We start from the raw sequence: 19,199 nt of genomic DNA on the forward strand, positions 1-19,199 counted from the left end.
TTATCTCCGGCGGGTAACGGACGGGAAATTGTTCTGTCTCGGTGCGCCGTGTTTACGCCCTCCGCTCGAGTTCCTTGACGTGTTCCTGAAACCCGCTCTGCGGCAGTGTCTTTCAAAGCGGCGGGAAGTCGTGTGGCAGGAGTGGCTCGACGAAATATGCAGGGACGCAGGCCTGTAAGCCGCTCTAATTAGCCGCCGGGTGTGGGTGTTGCCCACGGAGGGGATGTCGACTGGGTATCGGCATGGGCGGCCCGGGTGACTGCGGCACCGATCGGCCGAGAATTTGGTTGATGTGTTGCAGGACAACACATTGCCATGCCCACCCCGGATCTTCCGGGATTGTCCGTACCGGATCGATGACGCGCCGCGATTGGTCGAATAGGTTGTCGCGCAGAGGTTTTGGAGATCTGTTGACTAGACGCATAAATCGCTTGTGCCCAGCGAACATTGCTACGAATAAACCTGCAGGTCAACGGGTTTTAGGTCGCGGACCGTGAATTCGGTAACGAGGTGAGCGTGACACGTGCGCGACCGCGTGACCCAGCCCACAAAAACACCGTGATATGAGTCACGAAATGATTCCTGACGTGCAATTTGGATAGTCGGGCAAAACGCGTCGCTGACCTGCACAGTTGATGCATAGGAACCGTCGTGATCATCTCGTGATCTTCTCGCGACACGTTCTAGATGCGATGTGACTTCGTGTGAACAGTTTTGTACGTTTTCCTCAACTCCCCAACGGAGCAAATAATTTCACATTCACAACCTGCGTGTATGCGGGGCTTCTGCGGCAAGGTCCGCGGAAGCGGTCGGGGCTGATTTCCCGGTCAGGCGATCTCGTGCCTCTCGCTGCTGTGCCCGACAGAGAAGGCACCGCCCAAACATTTCGCCTGTTCCGTTCAGGCACGTCATGCCCGCCTATGCGCGGGTGTTGTTTGGTGCGCGCTTGGCGAGAGGATAGAAGTTGAAGAACATCCGCACGACGTTCGGTATGGCCGCCATCGCCGGAGCGCTCGCAGTGGCGCCCGTGGCCCTGGGGGCGGGTACCGCCAATGCGGACACTGGTGTGAACTGGGATGCCGTCGCTGCCTGCGAGTCGGGTGGCAACTGGGCCATCAACACCGGAAACGGCTACTACGGTGGCCTGCAGTTCACCATGGGCACCTGGCATGCCAACGGCGGCAGCGGTTCGCCGCACACCGCCAGCAAGGATGAGCAGATCCGGGTCGCGAACAACGTGCTGCGCTCGCAGGGCATCGGTGCCTGGCCGGTGTGCGGGCGTCGCGGCTGACGCCCTGCATTTGCGCCGTCCATACCAAAAGGCGTGACAATGGCGCCGGGCTTTCCGCTCGGCGCCATTGTTTTCTCACAAATACCGGGAATATCCATTCGTCCCATAAGAAACCCCTAAAACTTGTGCCTCCTCCGTAACGGAAGATTTCCCCCACCCGAAACACGGGTAACCGCAGCGCAAGAACGCACCATCCAACGCATGCGGAACTCGTGTCACCGGTCGGGGAAGGACCGCACAATGAAGAACCTCAGCGTCGCGATCAAGAAGACAGTCACCCGGATCCTCTGGGTAGTCGCCGCAATGGGCGCCCTCGCCGCCGCGCCGCTGGCTATGTCGGCCACCGCCAGCGCCGACAGCGGGGTGAACTGGGACGCGGTCGCCCAGTGCGAGTCCGGAGGCAACTGGTCGACCAACACCGGTAACGGTGCCTCCGGCGGACTTCAGTTCAAGCAGGCCACCTGGACCGCCAACGGCGGCGTGGGCGCCCCGCACCAGGCCAGCCGCGCCGAGCAGATCCGCGTCGCCGAGAACGTACTGCGCACCCAGGGCCTGGACGCCTGGCCGACCTGCGGCGCCAAGGGCGCCACGCCGGCGGTGTGGAACACCCCCGCGCCGGCCACCTCGGCCCCGGCCGCCGGCGGTTGCCAGGCCATCCGTCCCGGCGCCATCCTCGGGATCTTCGACGTCCGCAAGATGTGCACGGTGCTGACCTCCTTCGGTCAGCCGCGCTAGTCAGCACTCCCGGTCGCCAGAGACGCCCGCTTTCCGCCCCAGGAAGCGGGCGTCTCTGCATGTTCGGTCGAGCGGAGGTTGGGATCGGTAGCCGACCCGCCCGTCGACGCTGATGTCACCACCGACCGAGAACAGGGAAACAAACGATGACTGTCACCCGACTGGGCCTCGGCCTCGCCGCCGCGGCCCTGACCATCTCCGCACTCAGCGGATGCTCGACCATCGCCGACGTCCAGAAGATCACCGAGACCGCGACCTCCGCGGTCCAGCACATCCAGGACGTCCCCGGTGCTACCGGGGACGTGCTGACCGCCGGCGGCCTGGACAAGGCGTTCTCCGCGATCGCGGAGAAGGTCGGCACCACCCCGATGCAGGTGGTCGAAGTGACTCTGATCCCGACCACCGCGACGGTGCAGGCCATCGACCCCAACGCACCGACCGAACTGAACCAGTGGACCTACACCGCCGGACACGTCGGCGCCTCCAGGCCGGTCGACTACGACGACGACGCGGAAGCCCTGCGACAGAACCTGTTCGTTCTCACCGATGTGCCCACGAGCGCCATCATCGCCGCGGTCGACGGAGCCGTTGCCGCCAGCGGTATCGCCGACGGCAAGGTGCAGTCGGTCGTCATCGACCGCAACCTGCCCTTCGACGACAACCTGCGCATTCTCATCAACGTCCAGGGTGACCGGAGCAACAAGCAGGTCCGCGCCGACGCCGGGGGACGCATCACCGACGTCGTCTGACCCGGCTAGCGTGGCGGGTATGACGTCTCGCCACGCATTCGGTGACCTCGACCGCTATCTCGAACTGCCCAGGGTCGCCGGACTGGCGGTCTCACCGGACGGCGCCCGGCTGGTCACCACCATCAGCGAGATCAACCATGATCGCACCGAATTCATCACGGCGATATGGGAATTGGATCCGGCCGGGCAGCTCCCCGCGCGGCGTCTGACCCGTGGGGTCAAAGGTGAATCGGCGCCGTCGTTCACCGCCGCCGGAGATCTGCTGTTCATCGCGACCCGCCCCGCGCCCGGTGACGACACATCACCCGCCGCGCTGTGGCAGCTGCCCGCAGCCGGAGGCGAGGCCGTCGAACTGCGCGCACTCCCCGGCGGGGTCAGTGCCGTGCACACCGCGACCGCAGCCGACCGCGTCCTCGTCACGGCGCCGCTGCTGCCGTCGGCGGCCACCGTCGAAGACGATGCCCGGTTGCGTGCGCTGCGCAAGGACAACAAGGTCTCGGCAATCCTGCACACCCGTTACCCGGTGCGGCACTGGGATCACGACCTCGGGCCCGATCAGCCCCACCTGCTCGACGCGGCCGACTCCCGTGACCTCACTCCGGCGCCCGGAGCCGCGCTGCGCGAAGCCGGTGTCGCGGTCAGCGCCGACGGCACGTTCGCGGTGACATCGTGGCAGGCCGCCGGACCTGGTGCCTCGATCCGCGTCGTGCTGATGCGCATCGACACCGCCACCGGGGTTCGTCAGGTGATCGTCGACGACCCCGATGCCGATCTCGGACATCCGGCGATCTCGCCGGATGGTGGACGGCTCGCATTCCTGCGCGAGACGGTGTCCACCCCCGAGCTGGCACCGCGGATCACGTTGTGCGTCATGAGGTTCGGTGAACCGTGGGTGGAGGTGAGCGCGCAGTGGGATCGGTGGCCGTCGTCGGTGAGCTGGACGACCGACGGCACCGCCCTGGTGATCACCGCCGACGACGCGGGCCGGTGCCCGATCTTCTCGGTGCACCCGGAAACCGGTGCCGTGGCGCGGCTGACCCACGATGACCACAGTTACGCGGAGGTGCGCACCGCGCCCGGCGGTGTCCTCTACGCGCTGCGCCATTCTTATGCCGCGCCGCCTCATCCGGTGCGGATCGACGCGGACGGGCGGGTCGTCACGTTGCCGTGCGTCGAGATTCCTTCGCTGCCAGGAACATTGGAAGAGCTGACGGCCACGGCCGAGGATGGCTCGGCCGTACGGTCCTGGCTGGTGCTACCAGAGGGGAACGAACCCGCACCGCTGCTGTTGTGGGTGCACGGCGGACCGCTGGGCAGTTGGAACGCCTGGCATTGGCGCTGGAACCCCTGGCTGATGGCCGCCGCCGGCTACGCCGTGCTGATGCCAGACCCCGCGTTGTCCACCGGTTACGGACAGCACTTCATCCAGCGCGGTTGGGGTGCTTGGGGTGCGGCGCCCTATACGGATCTGATGGCGGCCACCGATGCTGCCTGTGCCCATCCGAGGATCGACGCCGACCGGACCGCCGCCATGGGCGGATCGTTCGGCGGCTATATGGCCAACTGGATCGCCGGGCACACCGACCGCTTCGATGCCATCGTCACCCACGCCAGCCTGTGGGCGCTGGACCAGTTCGGCCACACCACCGACGGCGCGTACTGGTGGGCGCGCGAGATGACCGAGCAGATGACACAACACAATTCACCACACCGGCAGGTCGGCTCCATCAATACCCCGATGCTGGTGATCCACGGCGACAAGGACTATCGCGTCCCTGTCGGTGAGGCGCTGCGGCTCTGGTACGAGCTACTCACCGAATCGGCACTGCCGGCCGACCCTGATGACGGCACCAGCGCCCATCAATTCCTGTACTTCCCCTCCGAGGGGCACTGGATCGCGCAGCCGCAGCACACCAAGATCTGGTATCAGGTCATCCTCGCGTTCCTGGCCCGCCACGTTCTGGGTGAGGACGGCACCGTGCCCGAGACGCTCGGGTAGCTTCACAGTCCATGACCTCGCAGCGGGAATTCGACCTCGTCCTGTACGGCGCCACCGGCTTCGCCGGCAGACTCACCGCCGAGTACCTGGCCAAGGCGGGTGGCCCGGCCCGGATCGCGCTGGCCGGGCGGTCCGCCGACAAAGTGCGTGCGGTGCGCGACGCCTTGGGGGAGTCGGCCGCCTCATGGACCATCATCGAAGCCGATGCGGGGTCACCGGCCACGCTGGCGGCGATGGCCGCGCGCACCCAGGTGGTCGTCACCACCGTCGGGCCCTACACCCGCTACGGCCTGCCGTTGGTGGCCGCCTGCGTGGAAGCCGGCACCGACTACGCCGATCTGACCGGTGAGACACCGTTCATCCGCGACAGTGTCGACCAGTTCCACAAGCGGGCCGCCGATACCGGCGTCCGCATCGTGCATTCCTGCGGATTCGACTCGGTCCCTTCCGATCTCACCGTCTATGCCCTCTACGACAAGGTCCGCACCGACGGGACCGGCGAACTCACCGACACCGACCTGGTGTTGCGCACCTTCGCCGGCGGGGTATCCGGTGGCACCGTCGCATCGATGATGGAGTTCTTCCGCACGGCCGCCGGTGATCCGGATATCCGGCGCGAAATGCTCGACCCGTACACGCTGAGCACAGACCGTGCCGCCGAGCCCGATCTGGGACACCAGTCGGATACGCCCTGGATTCGCGGCGTCCAGATCGCGCCCGAACTGGCCGGCGTGTGGACCGGTGCGTTTGCGATGGCGGCGCCGAACTCCCGAATCGTGCGGCGCAGTAACGCCCTTCTGGACTGGGCATACGGCCGAACCTTCCGCTATGCCGAGCACATGAGCACGGGTTCCTCGGTGCTGGCACCGGTCGTCGCCGCGGTGGACACCGCCGTGAACGCCGCGGCCCTCGGCCTCGGCATGAAATACCTCAACAAGGTGCCGTCGGCCCTGCTGGAGCGGATCGTGCCGAAACCCGGCACCGGGCCGAGCGAACGAACCAGGGAAAACGGGCACTACCGCATCGAGACGTACACCACGACCAGCACGGGTGCGCGCTACCGGGCCGTCATCGCCCAGCAGGGCGACCCCGGCTACAAGGCGACTGCGGTACTGCTCGGCGAGAGCGGGCTGGCGCTGGCGCTGGACCGGGACCGGCTCTCCGATCTGCGCGGCGTACTGACGCCCGCCGCGGCGATGGGCGATGCACTGCTCACCCGGCTTCCGGCCGCCGGGGTGACATTGGAGACCACTCGGCTGGATTGAAACCCGGCAGCGCCGAACCCCTGTGGGCGGGGGCCCGATCCGGCTAGGGTCGAGTGCGGGTAGGACGTCAACCAGCGATGAAGGTGGGGATGAAATGGCCGGTCTGGATGATCTCTTCGCGCAGATTCCGGTACACGATATTGCGACGAAGCTGGGGGCAGACGAAGGCGAGGTGAACAACGCCATCCGGACCCTGGTCCCGGCGCTGGTGGGCGGACTGCAGCACAACGTCACGTCCGGCGATATCGACTCCAGCACGCTGGAGTCGGCGGTCACCGCACAGGGGACCAGCGGTCTGCTCGACGGCGGCGTGAGCGTCGACCAGGTGGATCAGGCCGAGGGCGAGAACATCGTCGCCCACATCTTCGGCGGTAGCGACACCAACCAGGTGGCCTCGGCGCTTGCGGACAGCGGAGCCGGGGGAAGCAGCCTGATCAAGCAGCTGCTGCCGATCCTGGCCCCCATCGTGCTGGCCTATATCGGCAAGCAGTTCGCGCAGAACAACGCGACGCCGGCCGCTTCGGGCGGAGGTGGCGGTTTGGGCGACATCCTGGGCAGCGTCCTCGCCGGCGCCGGCGGTGGCGGCGGCGCGGGTAACAACCCGCTGGGCAACATCCTGGGCGGCGTGCTCGGTGGACTCCTCGGCGGCAAGAAGTAGCCTTCGCCGCCGAGCGCCGACTTCTCGTCGGCGAAGGTGCGATCGGCCGCCATCAAGTCGACGTTCGGCGATCAGGGCGGGGCGACGCCCGGTCGGTCCGCGCGGCCTTTCTAGAATGACGAGGTGACTGCCAGCCCTTCCTCGCGCGCCGATGCCCTTCCCAAGTCATGGGAGCCGGGTGCGGTAGAAAGCGAGCTCTATCAGGGTTGGGTCGACGCGGGCTACTTCACGGCCGACCCGTCGAGCACCAAGCCGCCGTACTCGATCGTCCTGCCGCCGCCGAACGTGACCGGCAGCCTGCACATGGGCCACGCGCTGGACCACACGCTGATGGACGCCCTGACCCGGCGCAAGCGCATGCAGGGTTTCGAGGTGCTGTGGCTTCCCGGCATGGATCACGCCGGCATCGCCACCCAGTCGGTGGTGGAGAAGCAGCTTGCGGTCGACGGCAAGACCAAAGAGGACCTCGGCCGCGAACTGTTCGTCGACAAGGTGTGGGACTGGAAGCGCGAATCCGGCGGCACCATCGGCGGGCAGATGCGCCGGCTCGGCGACGGTGTGGACTGGAGTCGCGACCGGTTCACCATGGACGAGGGTCTGTCCCGTGCGGTGCGCACCATCTTCAAGCGGCTCTATGACGCCGGGCTGATCTACCAGGCCGAGCGCCTGGTGAACTGGTCGCCGGTGCTGCAAACGGCGATCAGCGACCTCGAGGTGAAGTACGAGGACGTCGAGGGCGAGCTGGTGTCGTTCCGGTACGGATCTCTCGACGACGCACAACCGCATATCGTGGTGGCCACCACCCGGCTGGAGACCATGCTCGGCGACACCGCCATCGCGGTGCACCCCGATGACGAGCGCTACCGCGCGCTGGTCGGCACGACGCTGCCGCACCCGTTCCTGGACCGCGACGTCATCATCGTCGCCGACGCCCACGTCGATCCCGAATTCGGCACCGGCGCAGTCAAAGTCACCCCCGCACACGACCCGAACGACTTCGAGATCGGTGTCCGGCACAACCTCGCCATGCCGTCCATCCTGGACAAGGCCGGCGCGATCACCGGCACCGGAACACAATTCGACGGCATGGACCGGTTCGAGGCGCGGGTCGCGGTGCGTGAGGCGCTGGCCGCCGACGGCCGCATCGTCGCCGAGAAGCGTCCGTATCTGCACAGTGTCGGCCACTCCGAGCGCAGCGGCGAGCCCATCGAGCCGCGGCTGAGTCTGCAGTGGTGGGTCAAGGTCGAGTCACTGGCCAAGGCGGCAGGGGACGCGGTGCGCAACGGCGACACCGTGATTCACCCGGCCAGCCTGGAACCGCGCTGGTTCGCGTGGGTGGACAACATGCACGACTGGTGCATCTCGCGCCAGCTCTGGTGGGGCCACCGCATCCCGATCTGGCACGGTCCCGACGGTCAGCAGGTGTGTCTGGGGCCCGACGAGACCGCGCCCGAGGGCTGGGTGCAGGACCCGGATGTGCTCGACACCTGGTTCTCGTCGGCGCTGTGGCCGTTCTCCACGATGGGCTGGCCGGAGAAGACCCCCGAGCTGGAGAAGTTCTATCCGACCAGCGTGCTGGTCACCGGCTACGACATCCTGTTCTTCTGGGTGGCCCGGATGATGATGTTCGGCACCTTCGTCGCCGGTGACGATGTGGTGGCTGCTGGCACCGTCCCGTTCCGGAACGTCTTCCTGCACGGCCTGATCCGCGATGAGTTCGGCCGAAAGATGAGCAAGTCCAAGGGCAACGGTATCGACCCGCTCGATTGGGTGGAGAAGTTCGGCGCCGACGCCCTGCGGTTCACCCTGGCCCGCGGTGCGAGCCCCGGTGGCGACCTGTCGATCGGTGAGGATGCGGCGCGCGCCTCGCGCAACTTCGCCACCAAGTTGTTCAACGCCACCAAGTTCGCGCTGATGAACGGTGCGGCCCCCGCGCCGCTGCCCGACGCGGCCGAACTCACGGACGCCGACCGGTGGATCCTGGGCCGGCTCGAGGAGGTGCGTGCCGAGGCCGATGCCGCGCTGGAGGCCTACGAGTTCAGCCGAGCCTGTGAGGCGCTGTACCACTTCGCCTGGGACGAGTTCTGCGACTGGTATGTCGAGCTGGCCAAAGTGCAGCTCTCGCAAGAGGAGCACACCGCTCACACGACTGCGGTAATGGCCTTGGTGCTCGACACGCTGCTGAGGCTGCTGCACCCGGTGATGCCGTTCGTCACCGAGACGCTGTGGACGACGCTCACCGGCGGTGAGTCGCTGGTGATCGCGGACTGGCCGGCACCGTCGGGCTTCGCGCTGGATTCCGTTGCCGCCCGGCGCGTCGCGGATATGCAGAAGCTGGTGACCGAGGTGCGCAGGTTCCGCAGCGATCAGGGCCTGGCCGACCGGCAGCGGGTCCCGGCCCGGCTGAGCGGGCTCGACGTCGCGGACGTGCAGTCCCAGCTGCCGGCGGTGACCGCCCTGGCCTGGCTCACCGAACCGGCCGATGGTTTCACCGCGTCGGCGTCGGTCGAGGTGCGGCTGTCCGAGGGCACCGTCGTGGTGGAGCTGGACACCTCCGGCACCGTCGACGTCGCCGCCGAACGGCGCCGCCTGGAGAAGGATCTGGCCGCCGCGCAGAAGGAATTGGTCCAGACCACAGGCAAACTCGGCAACGCCGAATTCCTGGCCAAGGCCCCCGAAGCCGTCGTCGACAAGATCAAGGGCCGCCAGCAGCTGGCCCAGGAAGAGGTCGAGCGGATCACGGCTCGCCTGGCCGCACTCGCATGACCGACCCGGAGCCCACCCCGGACGAGGTCGCGGCGCTGCTGCAGGTCGAGCATCTGCTCGACCAGCGGTGGCCGGAGACGAAGATCGAACCGAGCACGGCGCGTATCGAGGCGCTGCTGGAACTGCTGGGCGCACCGCAGCGCAGCTATCCGTCGATCCATATCGCCGGAACCAACGGCAAGACGTCGGTGGCGCGCATCATCGACGCCCTGCTGATCGCGCTGCACCGCCGCACCGGGCGGACCACCAGCCCGCACCTCCAGTCGGCTGTCGAGCGCATCTCGATCGACGGAAAGCCGCTCACCCCAGCGCAATACGTCGCCGTCTACCGTGAGATCGAGCCGTTCATCGAACTCGTCGACGCGCAATCCGAGGTGGCGGGCGGACCGAAGATGAGCAAGTTCGAGGTGCTCACCGCGATGGCCTTCGCCGCCTTCGCCGATGCCCCCGTCGATATCGCAGTGGTGGAGACGGGCCTCGGGGGCCGCTGGGATGCCACCAACGTGGTCAACGCGCCCGTCGTGGTCATCACGCCGATCGGGCTGGATCACACCGACTATCTCGGTGACACCATCGCGCAGATCGCGGGGGAGAAGGCCGGGATCATCACCAAACAGGACGATGACCTGGTGCCCACCGATACCGTCGCGGTGATCGGTCGCCAGTCGCCGGAGGCCATGGAGGTGCTGCTGGCGCAGGCGGTGACAGCCGATGCCGCGGTGGCGCGCGAGGATTCGGAGTTCGCGGTGCGCAGCCGTCAGGTGGCCGTCGGCGGTCAGGTGTTGTCGCTGCAGGGGCTCGGCGGGGTGTACGAGGACATCTTCCTGCCGCTGCACGGTGCCCACCAGGCGCACAACGCGGTGCTCGCCCTGGCCGCGGTCGAGGCCTTCTTCGGCGCCGGCGCAGACCGCCAGCTCGATATCGACGCGGTGCGGGCCGGTTTCGCCGCCGCGGCCAGTCCCGGGCGGCTGGAGCGGGTGCGCAGCGCGCCGACGGTGTTCGTGGATGCCGCGCACAACCCGGCCGGTGCCACCGCGCTGGCCGAAGCGCTGGCCGAGGAGTTCGATTTCCGCTTCCTGGTCGGGGTCGTGTCGGTGATGGCCGACAAGGACGTCGACGGCATCCTCGCGGCGCTTGAGCCTGCATTCGATCAGATCGTCGTCACCCACAACGGGTCGCCGCGCGCCCTGGACGTCGAAGAATTGGCGACGCTGGCCGAGCAGCGCTTCGGTGCGGAGCGGGTGCTCACCGCGGCCACGCTGCCCGACGCGATAGAGACCGCCATCGCGCAGGTGGAGGAGTCCGCCGGTGCGGAGGGGGTGTCGGGCAGTGGCATCGTCATCACCGGCTCGGTGGTGACGGCGGGCGCCGCCCGCACCTTGTTCGGACGGGACCCGGCATGACGACGCCGGCGACACCGCCCGATCCGTGGAAGAGCTTCCGCGGGGTGATGGCCGGAACCCTGATTCTGGAGGCCATCGTCGTGCTGCTGGCCCTGCCGGTGGTGTCCTTCGGCAAGGGGGGTCTGACCTGGGTGTCCGGCGGCTTCCTGATCGGGATGACCGTGCTGCTGGTGCTGCTGTCCGGAGTGCAGGGCCGCCCGGGCGCCATCTGGATCAACTTCGGGGTGCAGTTGGTGCTCGTCGCAGGCGCCTTCATCCACTGGGGCATCGGCTTCATCGGGGTGGTCTTCGCATTGGTCTGGGCGTTGTTGATCGTCCTGCGGGGTGAGGTCAAGCGCCGGCAGGAGCGAGGACTGCTGCCCGGCCAGCAGGATGTGACGGATTGAGTCTGCGTCGGGGTCTTCGGCAGCTGCCGCATCAACTTGCGGGGCTGTTGCAGGATCTGCCGCTGTTCCTGTTCGCGCCCGCGATCCGTGGTCGCCATCTGCGGTGGGGAGCCACCCACGCAGAAGTGGCCGCGCGCCTGCCTGGGGATGACCAGGCGCCGGGCGCCCAGTTCGTGGCCACCCGCGCCATCGACATCGCCGTCCCGCCCGCCGACGTCTGGCCGTGGCTGGTGCAAGTGGGTGCCGGCCGGGCCGGGTGGTACAGCCACGATCTGCTGGACAACCTCGGCAAGCCCAGCGCCACCGAGATCATTGCGCCGTTGCAGCACCTCGCACCCGGGGACTGGGTGCCGATGTCGCCGTTCGGCACTCCGTCGGAGAAGACGGCCTTCCGGGTCGAGTCGATGCGCCCACCGGAACTGATGGTGTGGACGAAGCCGGACAGCGCGTGGGTCTGGCAGTTGACCGCGACCCCGGCGGGTACCCGGCTGGTCACCCGTGTGCACGTCCGCTACGACTGGCGGCGCCCCTGGCTCACCGTCTTCGGTGTGCTGCTGATGGAGTTCGGTGACTTCGCCATGCAGCGGCGGATGCTGCGCGGTATCAAACAGCGGGCCGAATCGCTGGCCAGACGGGGTGCGCCGGGACCGATCTGAACCTGGTGTCGCAGGCTCCGGTTACCGACCGGTACGCTGTCCGCCGTGACTGAGCGCACCCTTGTTTTGATCAAGCCCGACGGCGTCGCACGCCACCTGATCGGCGAGATCGTCAGCCGGATCGAGCGCAAGGGCCTGACCTTCGCGGCACTTGAGCTCAAGGTCGTCAGCGACGACCTGGCCCGCCAGCATTACGCCGAGCACGACGGCAAGCCGTTCTTCGGGTCGTTGCTGGAGTTCATCACCTCCGGTCCCGTGGTGGCGGCCGTGGTCGAGGGACCGCGCGCGATCGCCGCGTTCCGTCAGATCGCGGGCGGCACCGACCCGGTGGAGAAGGCCACACCAGGCACCATCCGTGGCGATCTGGCTCTGGTCACCCAGGACAACCTGGTGCACGGCTCCGATTCACCCGAGTCGGCGGCCCGTGAAATCGCTCTCTGGTTCCCCGGCCTGACGGGCGCTTAGCTCGCGGTTGGGCCCGCTTCGTCAGATTCCGGCTCGCGGTGTGGGATACTGGCCCTGGGAGATCGGCGCCACAATGGGTCCGAACTCCCGGATGAAGACTTCGACGAGCGCGACCACCGCGATCTTGCGGTGAGGCGCCGACCGTCCAGCCATCATTCAGCCAGGCACCGAGTGGGTTCATCCGAACTGCTCGGGGCGAGACCATAACAAGTCCGGGGTAAGTGTCCCGGACCCATAGCGGAAGCCCTCGCGTGGCCGCGTCGATCTGACGCGCCCGGGGGCTTGAGGAGAATACGTGGCCGAAGATGCCCATACCCAAGACCTTTCCCAAACGGCGCAGAGTGAGGAACTGCCGGCGAAGCTGAGAGTTCACTCGCTGGCGCGTCTGCTGGGCACCACCAGCAAGCGCATCGTCGATGTGCTCGCCGAGCTCGACGGCAGGGCCCGCAGCCCGCACTCCACGGTCGACAAGGCCGAGGCAGAGCGCGTCCGCGACCTGCTCAACGCGGCCGAAGTCGAGCCGCCCCACGCGACCGGGTCCGTCGAACCGGCGGAGGTGGCCGCAGCTGTCGAGGTGGTCAACGCCGAACCCGAATCGCGGTTGCTGCTGGAAACCCCGCACGCCTTCGAACTGGAGGTGGCGAGCGAGCTCAGCCCGCGCGGCGAGGTCGAACCTGCTCCGTATCTCCCGCTGTTCGTCGCACCGCAACCGGTCGAATTCGCACCGCGGGTGGCTGCGGCCGATCAGGGTGACGAGGCCGAGGACGACGACGCCATCGACGACTCCGCCGAGGACGCCGACGACACCGATTCCGACGCCGAGGACGGTCAGTCGGATCGTCCCGCTGCGCGTCGCCGTCGCCGGGGCCGTCGGGGCCGCGGCCGCGGTCGCGGCGAGCAGAGTGCCGACGAAGCCGGTGAGGACGTCGGTGAGGGTGCCGAAGACGGCACGGCCGAGGGCGAGCAGTCCGACGAGGACGCCGAGGATGCCGACGACACCGACGAGGATTCCGGTGACGAGGCAGGTGGCGCCGAGGGCGGCACGCGTCGCCGCCGCCGCCGGCGCCGGCGTAAGTCGGGCAACGGCGGGGACGACGAGTCGGTATCGCCGGACGATCCGCCGAACACCGTCGTGCACGAGCGCGCGCCGCGGGAGAAGAGCGCCAAACCCGATAACGAGATCCAGGGCATCAGCGGGTCGACGCGGCTGGAGGCCAAGCGCCAGCGCCGCCGGGACGGTCGCGACGCCGGCCGGCGCCGGCCGCCCATCCTGAGCGAGGCCGAGTTCCTGGCCCGGCGTGAGGCTGTCGAACGCACGATGATCGTGCGGGACAAGGTCCGCACCGAGCCGCCGCATGAGGGCGCCCGGTACACCCAGATCGCGGTGCTCGAGGACGGCGTCGTGGTCGAACACTTCGTGACCTCAGCAGCGTCGGCGAGCCTGGTCGGCAACATCTACCTGGGCATCGTGCAGAACGTGCTGCCCTCGATGGAGGCCGCGTTCGTCGATATCGGGCGTGGCCGCAACGGCGTGCTCTACGCCGGTGAGGTCAACTGGGAGGCCGCCGGCCTCGGCGGTAACAACCGCAAGATCGAGCAGGCACTCAAGCCCGGCGACTACGTCGTCGTGCAGGTCAGCAAGGATCCCGTCGGGCACAAGGGCGCCCGGCTCACCACGCAGATCTCGCTGGCCGGCCGCTACCTGGTGTACGTGCCCGGGGCCTCGTCGACCGGGATCAGCCGGAAGCTGCCCGACACCGAGCGGCAGCGGCTCAAGGAGATCCTGAAAGAGGTGGTGCCCGCAGGTGCCGGTGTGATCATTCGCACCGCGTCCGAGGGCGTCAAGGAAGACGACATCCGCACCGACGTGAACCGGTTGCAGGAACGCTGGGCCCAGATCGAGGCCGCCGCCGCGGAGACCACCGGAAAGAAGGCCGGTGCCGCGATCGCGCTCTACGAAGAGCCCGATGTGCTGGTCAAGGTGATTCGCGACCTGTTCAACGAGGACTTCTCCGGTCTGATCGTCTCGGGCGACGAGGCCTGGAAGACCATCAACGACTACGTGAACTCGGTTGCGCCCGAACTTGTTCCGCGCATGACCAAGTACGAGCCGGCCAATCCCGATGCCCCCGACGTGTTCGCCGTGCACCGGATCGACGAGCAGCTCGCCAAGGCTCTGGACCGCAAGGTGTGGCTGCCCTCGGGCGGCACCCTGGTCATCGACCGCACCGAGGCGATGACGGTCATCGACGTCAACACCGGGAAGTTCACCGGTTCGGGAGGCAACCTCGAACAGACCGTGACCCGCAACAACCTGGAAGCCGCCGAGGAGACGGTGCGGCAGCTGAGGTTGCGCGATATCGGCGGCATCGTGGTGATCGACTTCATCGACATGGTGCTGGAGTCCAACCGCGATCTGGTGCTGCGGCGCCTCACCGAGGCACTGGCCCGCGACCGCACCCGGCACCAGGTGTCGGAGGTGACCTCGCTCGGGCTGGTGCAGCTGACCCGCAAGCGCCTGGGCACCGGGCTGGTCGAGGCGTTCTCCACCACCTGCACGCACTGCGCCGGCAGGGGAATCGTCCTGCACGTCGATCCGGTGGACACCGCGCAGGCGGTCGCGCGTAAGGCCGAGTCGGCCGGCGCTGCCGTTGGCACAGCCGGTGGTGGCGGCGGACGCCGAGGCAAACGCGGTAAGAAGGGCGCCAAGACCGAGCCCGAAGAGGTACAGGTCGCGAAGGTGCCCGCACACGCGGCGGGCGAGCATCCGATGTTCAAGGCGATGGCTGCGGCCAACGGCAAGCATGAGGATGAGGACGGCCGGCCCCTCGACGACGAAGACGAGACGCTCGCCGAAGGCGACGAGGAGCTGATCGCCGTCGGCGATATCGACGACGACGCCGCCGAGGAGACCAACGGCGTCGATGCCGACGTCGAGGACGAGATCGAGGACGACGTCGATGTCATCGATGACGATGACGACGACTCTGACGACGACTCCGAGGATGACGAATCCGAAGATGATGACGACGACGAGTTCGAGGATTCCGACGATGACGAGGACGACGAGTTCGAGGATTCCGACGACGACTCCGACGATGACGAGGACTCCGACGACGAGTTCGACGACGCTGACGAGGACGACGACACCGGCTCTGACCAGGCGATAGTGACACCCGAACCGGTGGTCGAGGCGAACGGTGCAGGTGGACGACGTCCGCGGCGCCGTGCCGCGGCGCGGCCGGCCGGCCCCCCGAGGGACGCGGTTTGACCCTGTCCCCGCTGCTCACGTACCCTTGACCAGTTGTCGCGAGGCTAGCAGCCGCGAAAGCTGGCTCAGTTCGCAAACAAGACCTGCACGTGCATCCTCACCGTTTGCGCGCGCCCAGAAGAACGAAGTAGAGGAAGACTAACGATGGCAGCCGATAACGCCACGTACGCAATCGTCAAGACCGGCGGCAAGCAGTACAAGGTCGCCGTCGGTGACGTGGTCAAGGTCGAGAAGATCGAATCCGAACCGGGTTCCTCCGTCTCGCTGCCCGTCGCCCTCGTCGTCGATGGCGCGAAGGTCACCACCGCGGCCGACGAGCTGGCCAAGGTCGCGGTCACCGGTGAGGTGCTCGAGCACACCAAGGGCCCCAAGATCCGCATTCACAAGTTCAAGAACAAGACCGGCTACCACAAGCGGCAGGGTCACCGTCAGCAGCTGACCGTGCTCAAGGTCACCGGAATCAAGTAAGGGGCATACCAGACATGGCACATAAGAAGGGCGCATCCAGCTCACGCAACGGTCGCGACTCCGCCGCCCAGCGGCTCGGTGTCAAGCGATTCGGCGGCCAGTTGGTCAAGGCCGGCGAGATTTTGGTGCGGCAGCGGGGTACTCATTTCCATCCCGGCATTAACGTCGGCCGTGGCGGCGACGACACGCTGTTCGCCACCGCCCCGGGCGTTGTCGAGTTCGGTGCCAAGCGTGGCCGCCGGACGGTCAACATCGTGCGACCGTCGGTCCAGGAGGCCTAGTTTTCCGAGGACTTTCCGCGAAGGTGAAGCTGCTGCGAGTTCTCCAGTCAGAACTTGTAGCGGCTTCACCTTTTTCATTGATCCGTGGAAGGACCTGATATGCCCCGGTTCGTCGACCGCGTGGTCATTCACGCGCAGGCCGGTAACGGCGGCCATGGTTGTGCCTCGGTGCACCGGGAGAAGTTCAAACCGTTGGGTGGTCCCGACGGCGGGAACGGCGGTAAGGGCGGCAGCATCGTCCTGGTCGTCGATCCGCAGGTGCACACCTTGCTGGATTTCCACTTCCATCCACACGTCAACGCGCCCTCGGGCAAGCAGGGCGCGGGCAGTAACCGCGACGGTGCGGTGGGAGCCGATCTCGAGGTGCGGGTGCCCGACGGCACCGTGGTGCTCGATGATCAGGGCCGTCTGCTCGCCGATCTGGTCGGCGCCGGCACGCGTTTCGAAGCTGCCGCCGGCGGCCGGGGTGGACTCGGCAACGCGGCACTGGCATCCCGGGCCCGAAAGGCGCCCGGCTTCGCGCTGCTGGGGGAGAAGGGGCAGACCCGAGATCTGACCCTGGAGCTCAAGACGGTGGCCGATGTCGGTCTCGTCGGATTTCCCTCGGCCGGCAAATCCTCGCTGGTCTCCACGATTTCGGCGGCCAAACCCAAGATCGCCGACTATCCGTTCACGACGCTGGTGCCGAATCTCGGCGTGGTGTCCGCAGGGGACCACTCCTACACGGTCGCCGACGTGCCCGGCCTGATCCCCGGCGCCTCGGAAGGCCGGGGCCTGGGACTGGACTTCCTGCGTCATATCGAGCGTTGTGCGGTGCTGGTGCATGTCGTGGACTGCGCCACCCTGGAGCCGGGCCGCGACCCGATCTCCGATATCGACGCCCTTGAAGCCGAACTGGCCGCGTATCAGCCGACCCTGCAAGGGGACACGACTCTCGGCGATCTCGCCGACCGTCCCCGTGCCGTGGTGCTCAACAAGATCGACGTGCCCGAGGCGCGCGAGCTGGCTGACTTTGTGCGTGACGAGATCGCCGAGAAATACGGTTGGCCCGTCTACGAGATCTCCACCGTGAGCCGAGAAGGGCTGCGGCCCTTGATTTTCGCGCTGTGGGAATTGGTGTCGGCGTACCGGGCGGCGCAGCCCGAGGTGGCGCCGCGCCGCGCGGTCATTCGCCCGATCGCCGTCGACGAGACCGGTTTCACGGTATCGCCGGACGGGCAGGGCGGTTTCCTCGTGCGGGGTACCCGGCCGGAACGCTGGATTGCGCAGACCAACTTCGAAAATGACGAAGCCGTGGGCTATCTGGGCGACCGCCTGGCCCGTCTCGGCGTCGAGGACGAACTGCTCAAGCAGGGCGCCACGCCGGGCTGCGCGGTGACGATCGGCGCTATGACCTTCGACTGGGAGCCGCAGACCCCGGCCGGTGTCGACACCCACCTGTCGGGGCGAGGCACCGACATCCGCCTCGAGCAGACCGAGCGGGTGGGCGCCGATGAGCGCAAGGCAGCACGGAAGGCACGCCGGGAGAACGACGCATGAGCGACGCTTGCGGAGCGAATCATGATCGGAGCGTGCATCGCGAGGCCGTCCGTACCGCACGCAGCGTCGTCGTCAAGATCGGCACCACAGCGCTCACCACCCCTGCCGGTGTCTTCGACGCCGGCCGGCTGGCCACCCTCGCCGATGCCATCGAAGGCCGGATGAAGGCCGGCTCCGATGTGGTGATCGTGTCGTCCGGGGCCATCGCCGCCGGCATCGAACCGCTCGGTCTGACCAAACGCCCGAAGGACCTGGCCACCAAACAGGCCGCGGCGAGCGTCGGTCAGGTCGCCCTGGTCAATTCCTGGAGTTCGGCGTTCGGCCGCTATCAGCGCACGGTGGGCCAGGTCCTGCTGACCGCGCATGACATCTCGATGCGCGTCCAGCACACCAACGCCCAGCGCACGCTGGACCGGCTGCGGGCGTTGCACGCGGTGGCCATCGTCAACGAGAACGACACGGTCGCCACCAATGAGATCCGGTTCGGGGACAACGACCGGCTCTCGGCTCTGGTGGCGCATCTGGTCGGAGCGGACGCGCTGATCCTGCTCTCCGATATCGACGGCCTGTACGACGGTGATCCGCGCAAGGCGTCCGATGACAATCCCGCGCGGTTCATCCCCGAGGTCGCCGCCGCGGGAGACCTCGACGGGGTGGTCGCCGGCGGCGGGAGCAATCTGGGGACCGGAGGGATGGCCTCCAAGTTGTCCTCGGCGCTGCTGGCCGCCGATGCCGGCGTGCCGGTGCTGCTGGCTGCGGCAGCCGACGCGGCGGCCGCACTCGGCGACGCCTCGGTGGGTACGGTGTTCGCCCCTCGTCCCGAACGGATGTCGGCGCGCAGGTTCTGGGTCCGCTATGCCGCCGAGGCCGCGGGTGCGCTGACTCTGGACGACGGCGCGGTGCGTGCGGTGGTCACCCAGCGCCGGTCTCTGCTGCCCGCCGGGATCACGGCGGTGACGGGCAAATTTCACGGCGGTGACGTCGTCGAGTTGCACAGACCCGACGGGCAGGTGGTCGCGCGCGGGGTGGTGGCCTATGACGCGGGTGAACTGGCCACGATGATCGGCCGATCGACCCCTGACCTGCCTGCTGATCTGCGCAGGCCTGCGGTGCACGCCGACGATCTGGTGGCCACCTGACCGCGTCGGCGGTGGGCGATTGTCGCAAAATTGACGTTTCTGCTGGTGTCGGTGCGATCGAGCCGGCAGCGCAGGGCGGGACGACGCGTTGCGCCATATCGATCGACGTAAGCACTCGCTATGCCAAA

Annotated in this window: 17 protein-coding genes; 16 read left to right on the forward strand and 1 reads right to left on the reverse strand. The window is 67.5% G+C overall.

The window, feature by feature from the left end:
* The first annotated feature begins 964 nt into the window (after positions 1–964).
* The 11 genes from QN239_RS12360 to ndk all read left to right on the forward strand — a co-directional run bounded on the left by QN239_RS12360 (position 965) and on the right by ndk (position 12,373).
* A complete protein-coding gene (locus QN239_RS12360; protein ID WP_499010622.1) occupies positions 965–1,291 on the forward strand; it encodes a transglycosylase family protein in 327 nt (108 codons plus the stop codon).
* A gap of 240 nt (positions 1,292–1,531) precedes the next feature.
* Complete coding sequence (locus QN239_RS12365) at positions 1,532–2,026, forward strand: transglycosylase family protein (protein WP_499010623.1); 495 nt, start codon at positions 1,532–1,534, stop codon at positions 2,024–2,026.
* Between the two features lie 146 nt (positions 2,027–2,172).
* Complete coding sequence (locus tag QN239_RS12370; RefSeq protein WP_499010625.1) at positions 2,173–2,775, forward strand: hypothetical protein; 603 nt, start codon at positions 2,173–2,175, stop codon at positions 2,773–2,775.
* A 19-nt stretch (positions 2,776–2,794) separates the two neighbouring features.
* Positions 2,795–4,774: a S9 family peptidase gene (locus tag QN239_RS12375; RefSeq protein WP_499010627.1), complete on the forward strand. Its 1,980-nt coding sequence runs from the start codon at positions 2,795–2,797 to the stop codon at positions 4,772–4,774.
* Positions 4,775–4,785: 11 nt separating this feature from the next.
* Positions 4,786–6,039 (forward strand): saccharopine dehydrogenase family protein, encoded by a 1,254-nt coding sequence (locus tag QN239_RS12380; RefSeq protein ID WP_499010628.1) that lies wholly within the window; start codon positions 4,786–4,788, stop codon positions 6,037–6,039.
* A 94-nt stretch (positions 6,040–6,133) separates the two neighbouring features.
* Positions 6,134–6,697 carry a DUF937 domain-containing protein gene (locus QN239_RS12385; protein WP_499010630.1) on the forward strand — a complete coding sequence of 188 codons (564 nt, stop codon included), beginning with the start codon at positions 6,134–6,136 and terminating at the stop codon, positions 6,695–6,697.
* Between the two features lie 123 nt (positions 6,698–6,820).
* Entirely contained in the window at positions 6,821–9,463 is a 2,643-nt protein-coding gene (locus tag QN239_RS12390; RefSeq protein WP_499010633.1) for a valine--tRNA ligase, read from the forward strand.
* Positions 9,460–10,866 (forward strand): bifunctional tetrahydrofolate synthase/dihydrofolate synthase, encoded by a 1,407-nt coding sequence (gene folC, locus QN239_RS12395; RefSeq protein WP_499010635.1) that lies wholly within the window; start codon positions 9,460–9,462, stop codon positions 10,864–10,866. The genes QN239_RS12390 and folC overlap by 4 nt, the downstream gene beginning before the upstream one ends.
* On the forward strand, positions 10,863–11,252 hold the full coding sequence (locus QN239_RS12400; protein WP_499010636.1) for a DUF4233 domain-containing protein: 390 nt from the start codon (positions 10,863–10,865) through the stop codon (positions 11,250–11,252). The genes folC and QN239_RS12400 overlap by 4 nt, the downstream gene beginning before the upstream one ends.
* Complete coding sequence (locus tag QN239_RS12405) at positions 11,249–11,908, forward strand: SRPBCC family protein (RefSeq protein WP_499010638.1); 660 nt, start codon at positions 11,249–11,251, stop codon at positions 11,906–11,908. The genes QN239_RS12400 and QN239_RS12405 overlap by 4 nt, the downstream gene beginning before the upstream one ends.
* Positions 11,909–11,953: 45 nt before the next feature.
* The gene (gene ndk, locus QN239_RS12410; RefSeq protein WP_090353372.1) at positions 11,954–12,373 is read left to right on the forward strand and encodes a nucleoside-diphosphate kinase; all 420 of its coding nucleotides are present in this window, start codon (positions 11,954–11,956) and stop codon (positions 12,371–12,373) included.
* A 21-nt stretch (positions 12,374–12,394) separates the two neighbouring features.
* On the opposite strand, the gene QN239_RS12415 is transcribed toward ndk, so the two are convergent.
* A complete protein-coding gene (locus QN239_RS12415) occupies positions 12,395–12,529 on the reverse strand; it encodes a hypothetical protein (protein ID WP_499010639.1) in 135 nt (44 codons plus the stop codon).
* 139 nt (positions 12,530–12,668) lie between these two features.
* Here QN239_RS12415 and rne point away from each other — a divergent pair, with 139 nt between their 5' ends.
* The 5 genes from rne to proB all read left to right on the forward strand — a co-directional run bounded on the left by rne (position 12,669) and on the right by proB (position 19,071).
* Positions 12,669–15,644 (forward strand): ribonuclease E, encoded by a 2,976-nt coding sequence (rne, locus tag QN239_RS12420; RefSeq protein WP_499010640.1) that lies wholly within the window; start codon positions 12,669–12,671, stop codon positions 15,642–15,644.
* Positions 15,645–15,788: 144 nt separating this feature from the next.
* On the forward strand, positions 15,789–16,112 hold the full coding sequence (gene rplU, locus QN239_RS12425) for a 50S ribosomal protein L21 (protein WP_090353376.1): 324 nt from the start codon (positions 15,789–15,791) through the stop codon (positions 16,110–16,112).
* Between the two features lie 14 nt (positions 16,113–16,126).
* Positions 16,127–16,393: a 50S ribosomal protein L27 gene (gene rpmA / locus QN239_RS12430; RefSeq protein ID WP_499010642.1), complete on the forward strand. Its 267-nt coding sequence runs from the start codon at positions 16,127–16,129 to the stop codon at positions 16,391–16,393.
* Positions 16,394–16,492: 99 nt separating this feature from the next.
* Positions 16,493–17,932 carry a GTPase ObgE gene (obgE, locus tag QN239_RS12435; protein WP_499010644.1) on the forward strand — a complete coding sequence of 480 codons (1,440 nt, stop codon included), beginning with the start codon at positions 16,493–16,495 and terminating at the stop codon, positions 17,930–17,932.
* Positions 17,929–19,071, forward strand: coding sequence for a glutamate 5-kinase (gene proB, locus QN239_RS12440; protein WP_499010645.1), 1,143 nt, complete (start codon positions 17,929–17,931; stop codon positions 19,069–19,071). The genes obgE and proB overlap by 4 nt, the downstream gene beginning before the upstream one ends.
* Positions 19,072–19,199: the final 128 nt, after the last annotated feature.

The sequence above is a fragment of the Mycolicibacterium sp. Y3 genome, from assembly GCF_051188035.1.
GTDB classification, from domain to species: domain Bacteria; phylum Actinomycetota; class Actinomycetes; order Mycobacteriales; family Mycobacteriaceae; genus Mycobacterium; species Mycobacterium fluoranthenivorans.

Coding starts and splice junctions, on each gene's coding strand:
- obgE (WP_499010644.1), top strand. CDS start 16,493: ATGCCCCGGTTCGTCGACCGCGTGGTCATTCACGCGCAGGCCGGTAAC.
- QN239_RS12375 (WP_499010627.1), top strand. CDS start 2,795: ATGACGTCTCGCCACGCATTCGGTGACCTCGACCGCTATCTCGAACTG.
- rpmA (WP_499010642.1), top strand. CDS start 16,127: ATGGCACATAAGAAGGGCGCATCCAGCTCACGCAACGGTCGCGACTCC.
- rplU (WP_090353376.1), top strand. CDS start 15,789: ATGGCAGCCGATAACGCCACGTACGCAATCGTCAAGACCGGCGGCAAG.
- QN239_RS12365 (WP_499010623.1), top strand. CDS start 1,532: ATGAAGAACCTCAGCGTCGCGATCAAGAAGACAGTCACCCGGATCCTC.
- QN239_RS12400 (WP_499010636.1), top strand. CDS start 10,863: ATGACGACGCCGGCGACACCGCCCGATCCGTGGAAGAGCTTCCGCGGG.
- QN239_RS12415 (WP_499010639.1), bottom strand. CDS start 12,529: ATGATGGCTGGACGGTCGGCGCCTCACCGCAAGATCGCGGTGGTCGCG.
- QN239_RS12380 (WP_499010628.1), top strand. CDS start 4,786: ATGACCTCGCAGCGGGAATTCGACCTCGTCCTGTACGGCGCCACCGGC.
- QN239_RS12370 (WP_499010625.1), top strand. CDS start 2,173: ATGACTGTCACCCGACTGGGCCTCGGCCTCGCCGCCGCGGCCCTGACC.
- proB (WP_499010645.1), top strand. CDS start 17,929: ATGAGCGACGCTTGCGGAGCGAATCATGATCGGAGCGTGCATCGCGAG.
- folC (WP_499010635.1), top strand. CDS start 9,460: ATGACCGACCCGGAGCCCACCCCGGACGAGGTCGCGGCGCTGCTGCAG.
- QN239_RS12385 (WP_499010630.1), top strand. CDS start 6,134: ATGGCCGGTCTGGATGATCTCTTCGCGCAGATTCCGGTACACGATATT.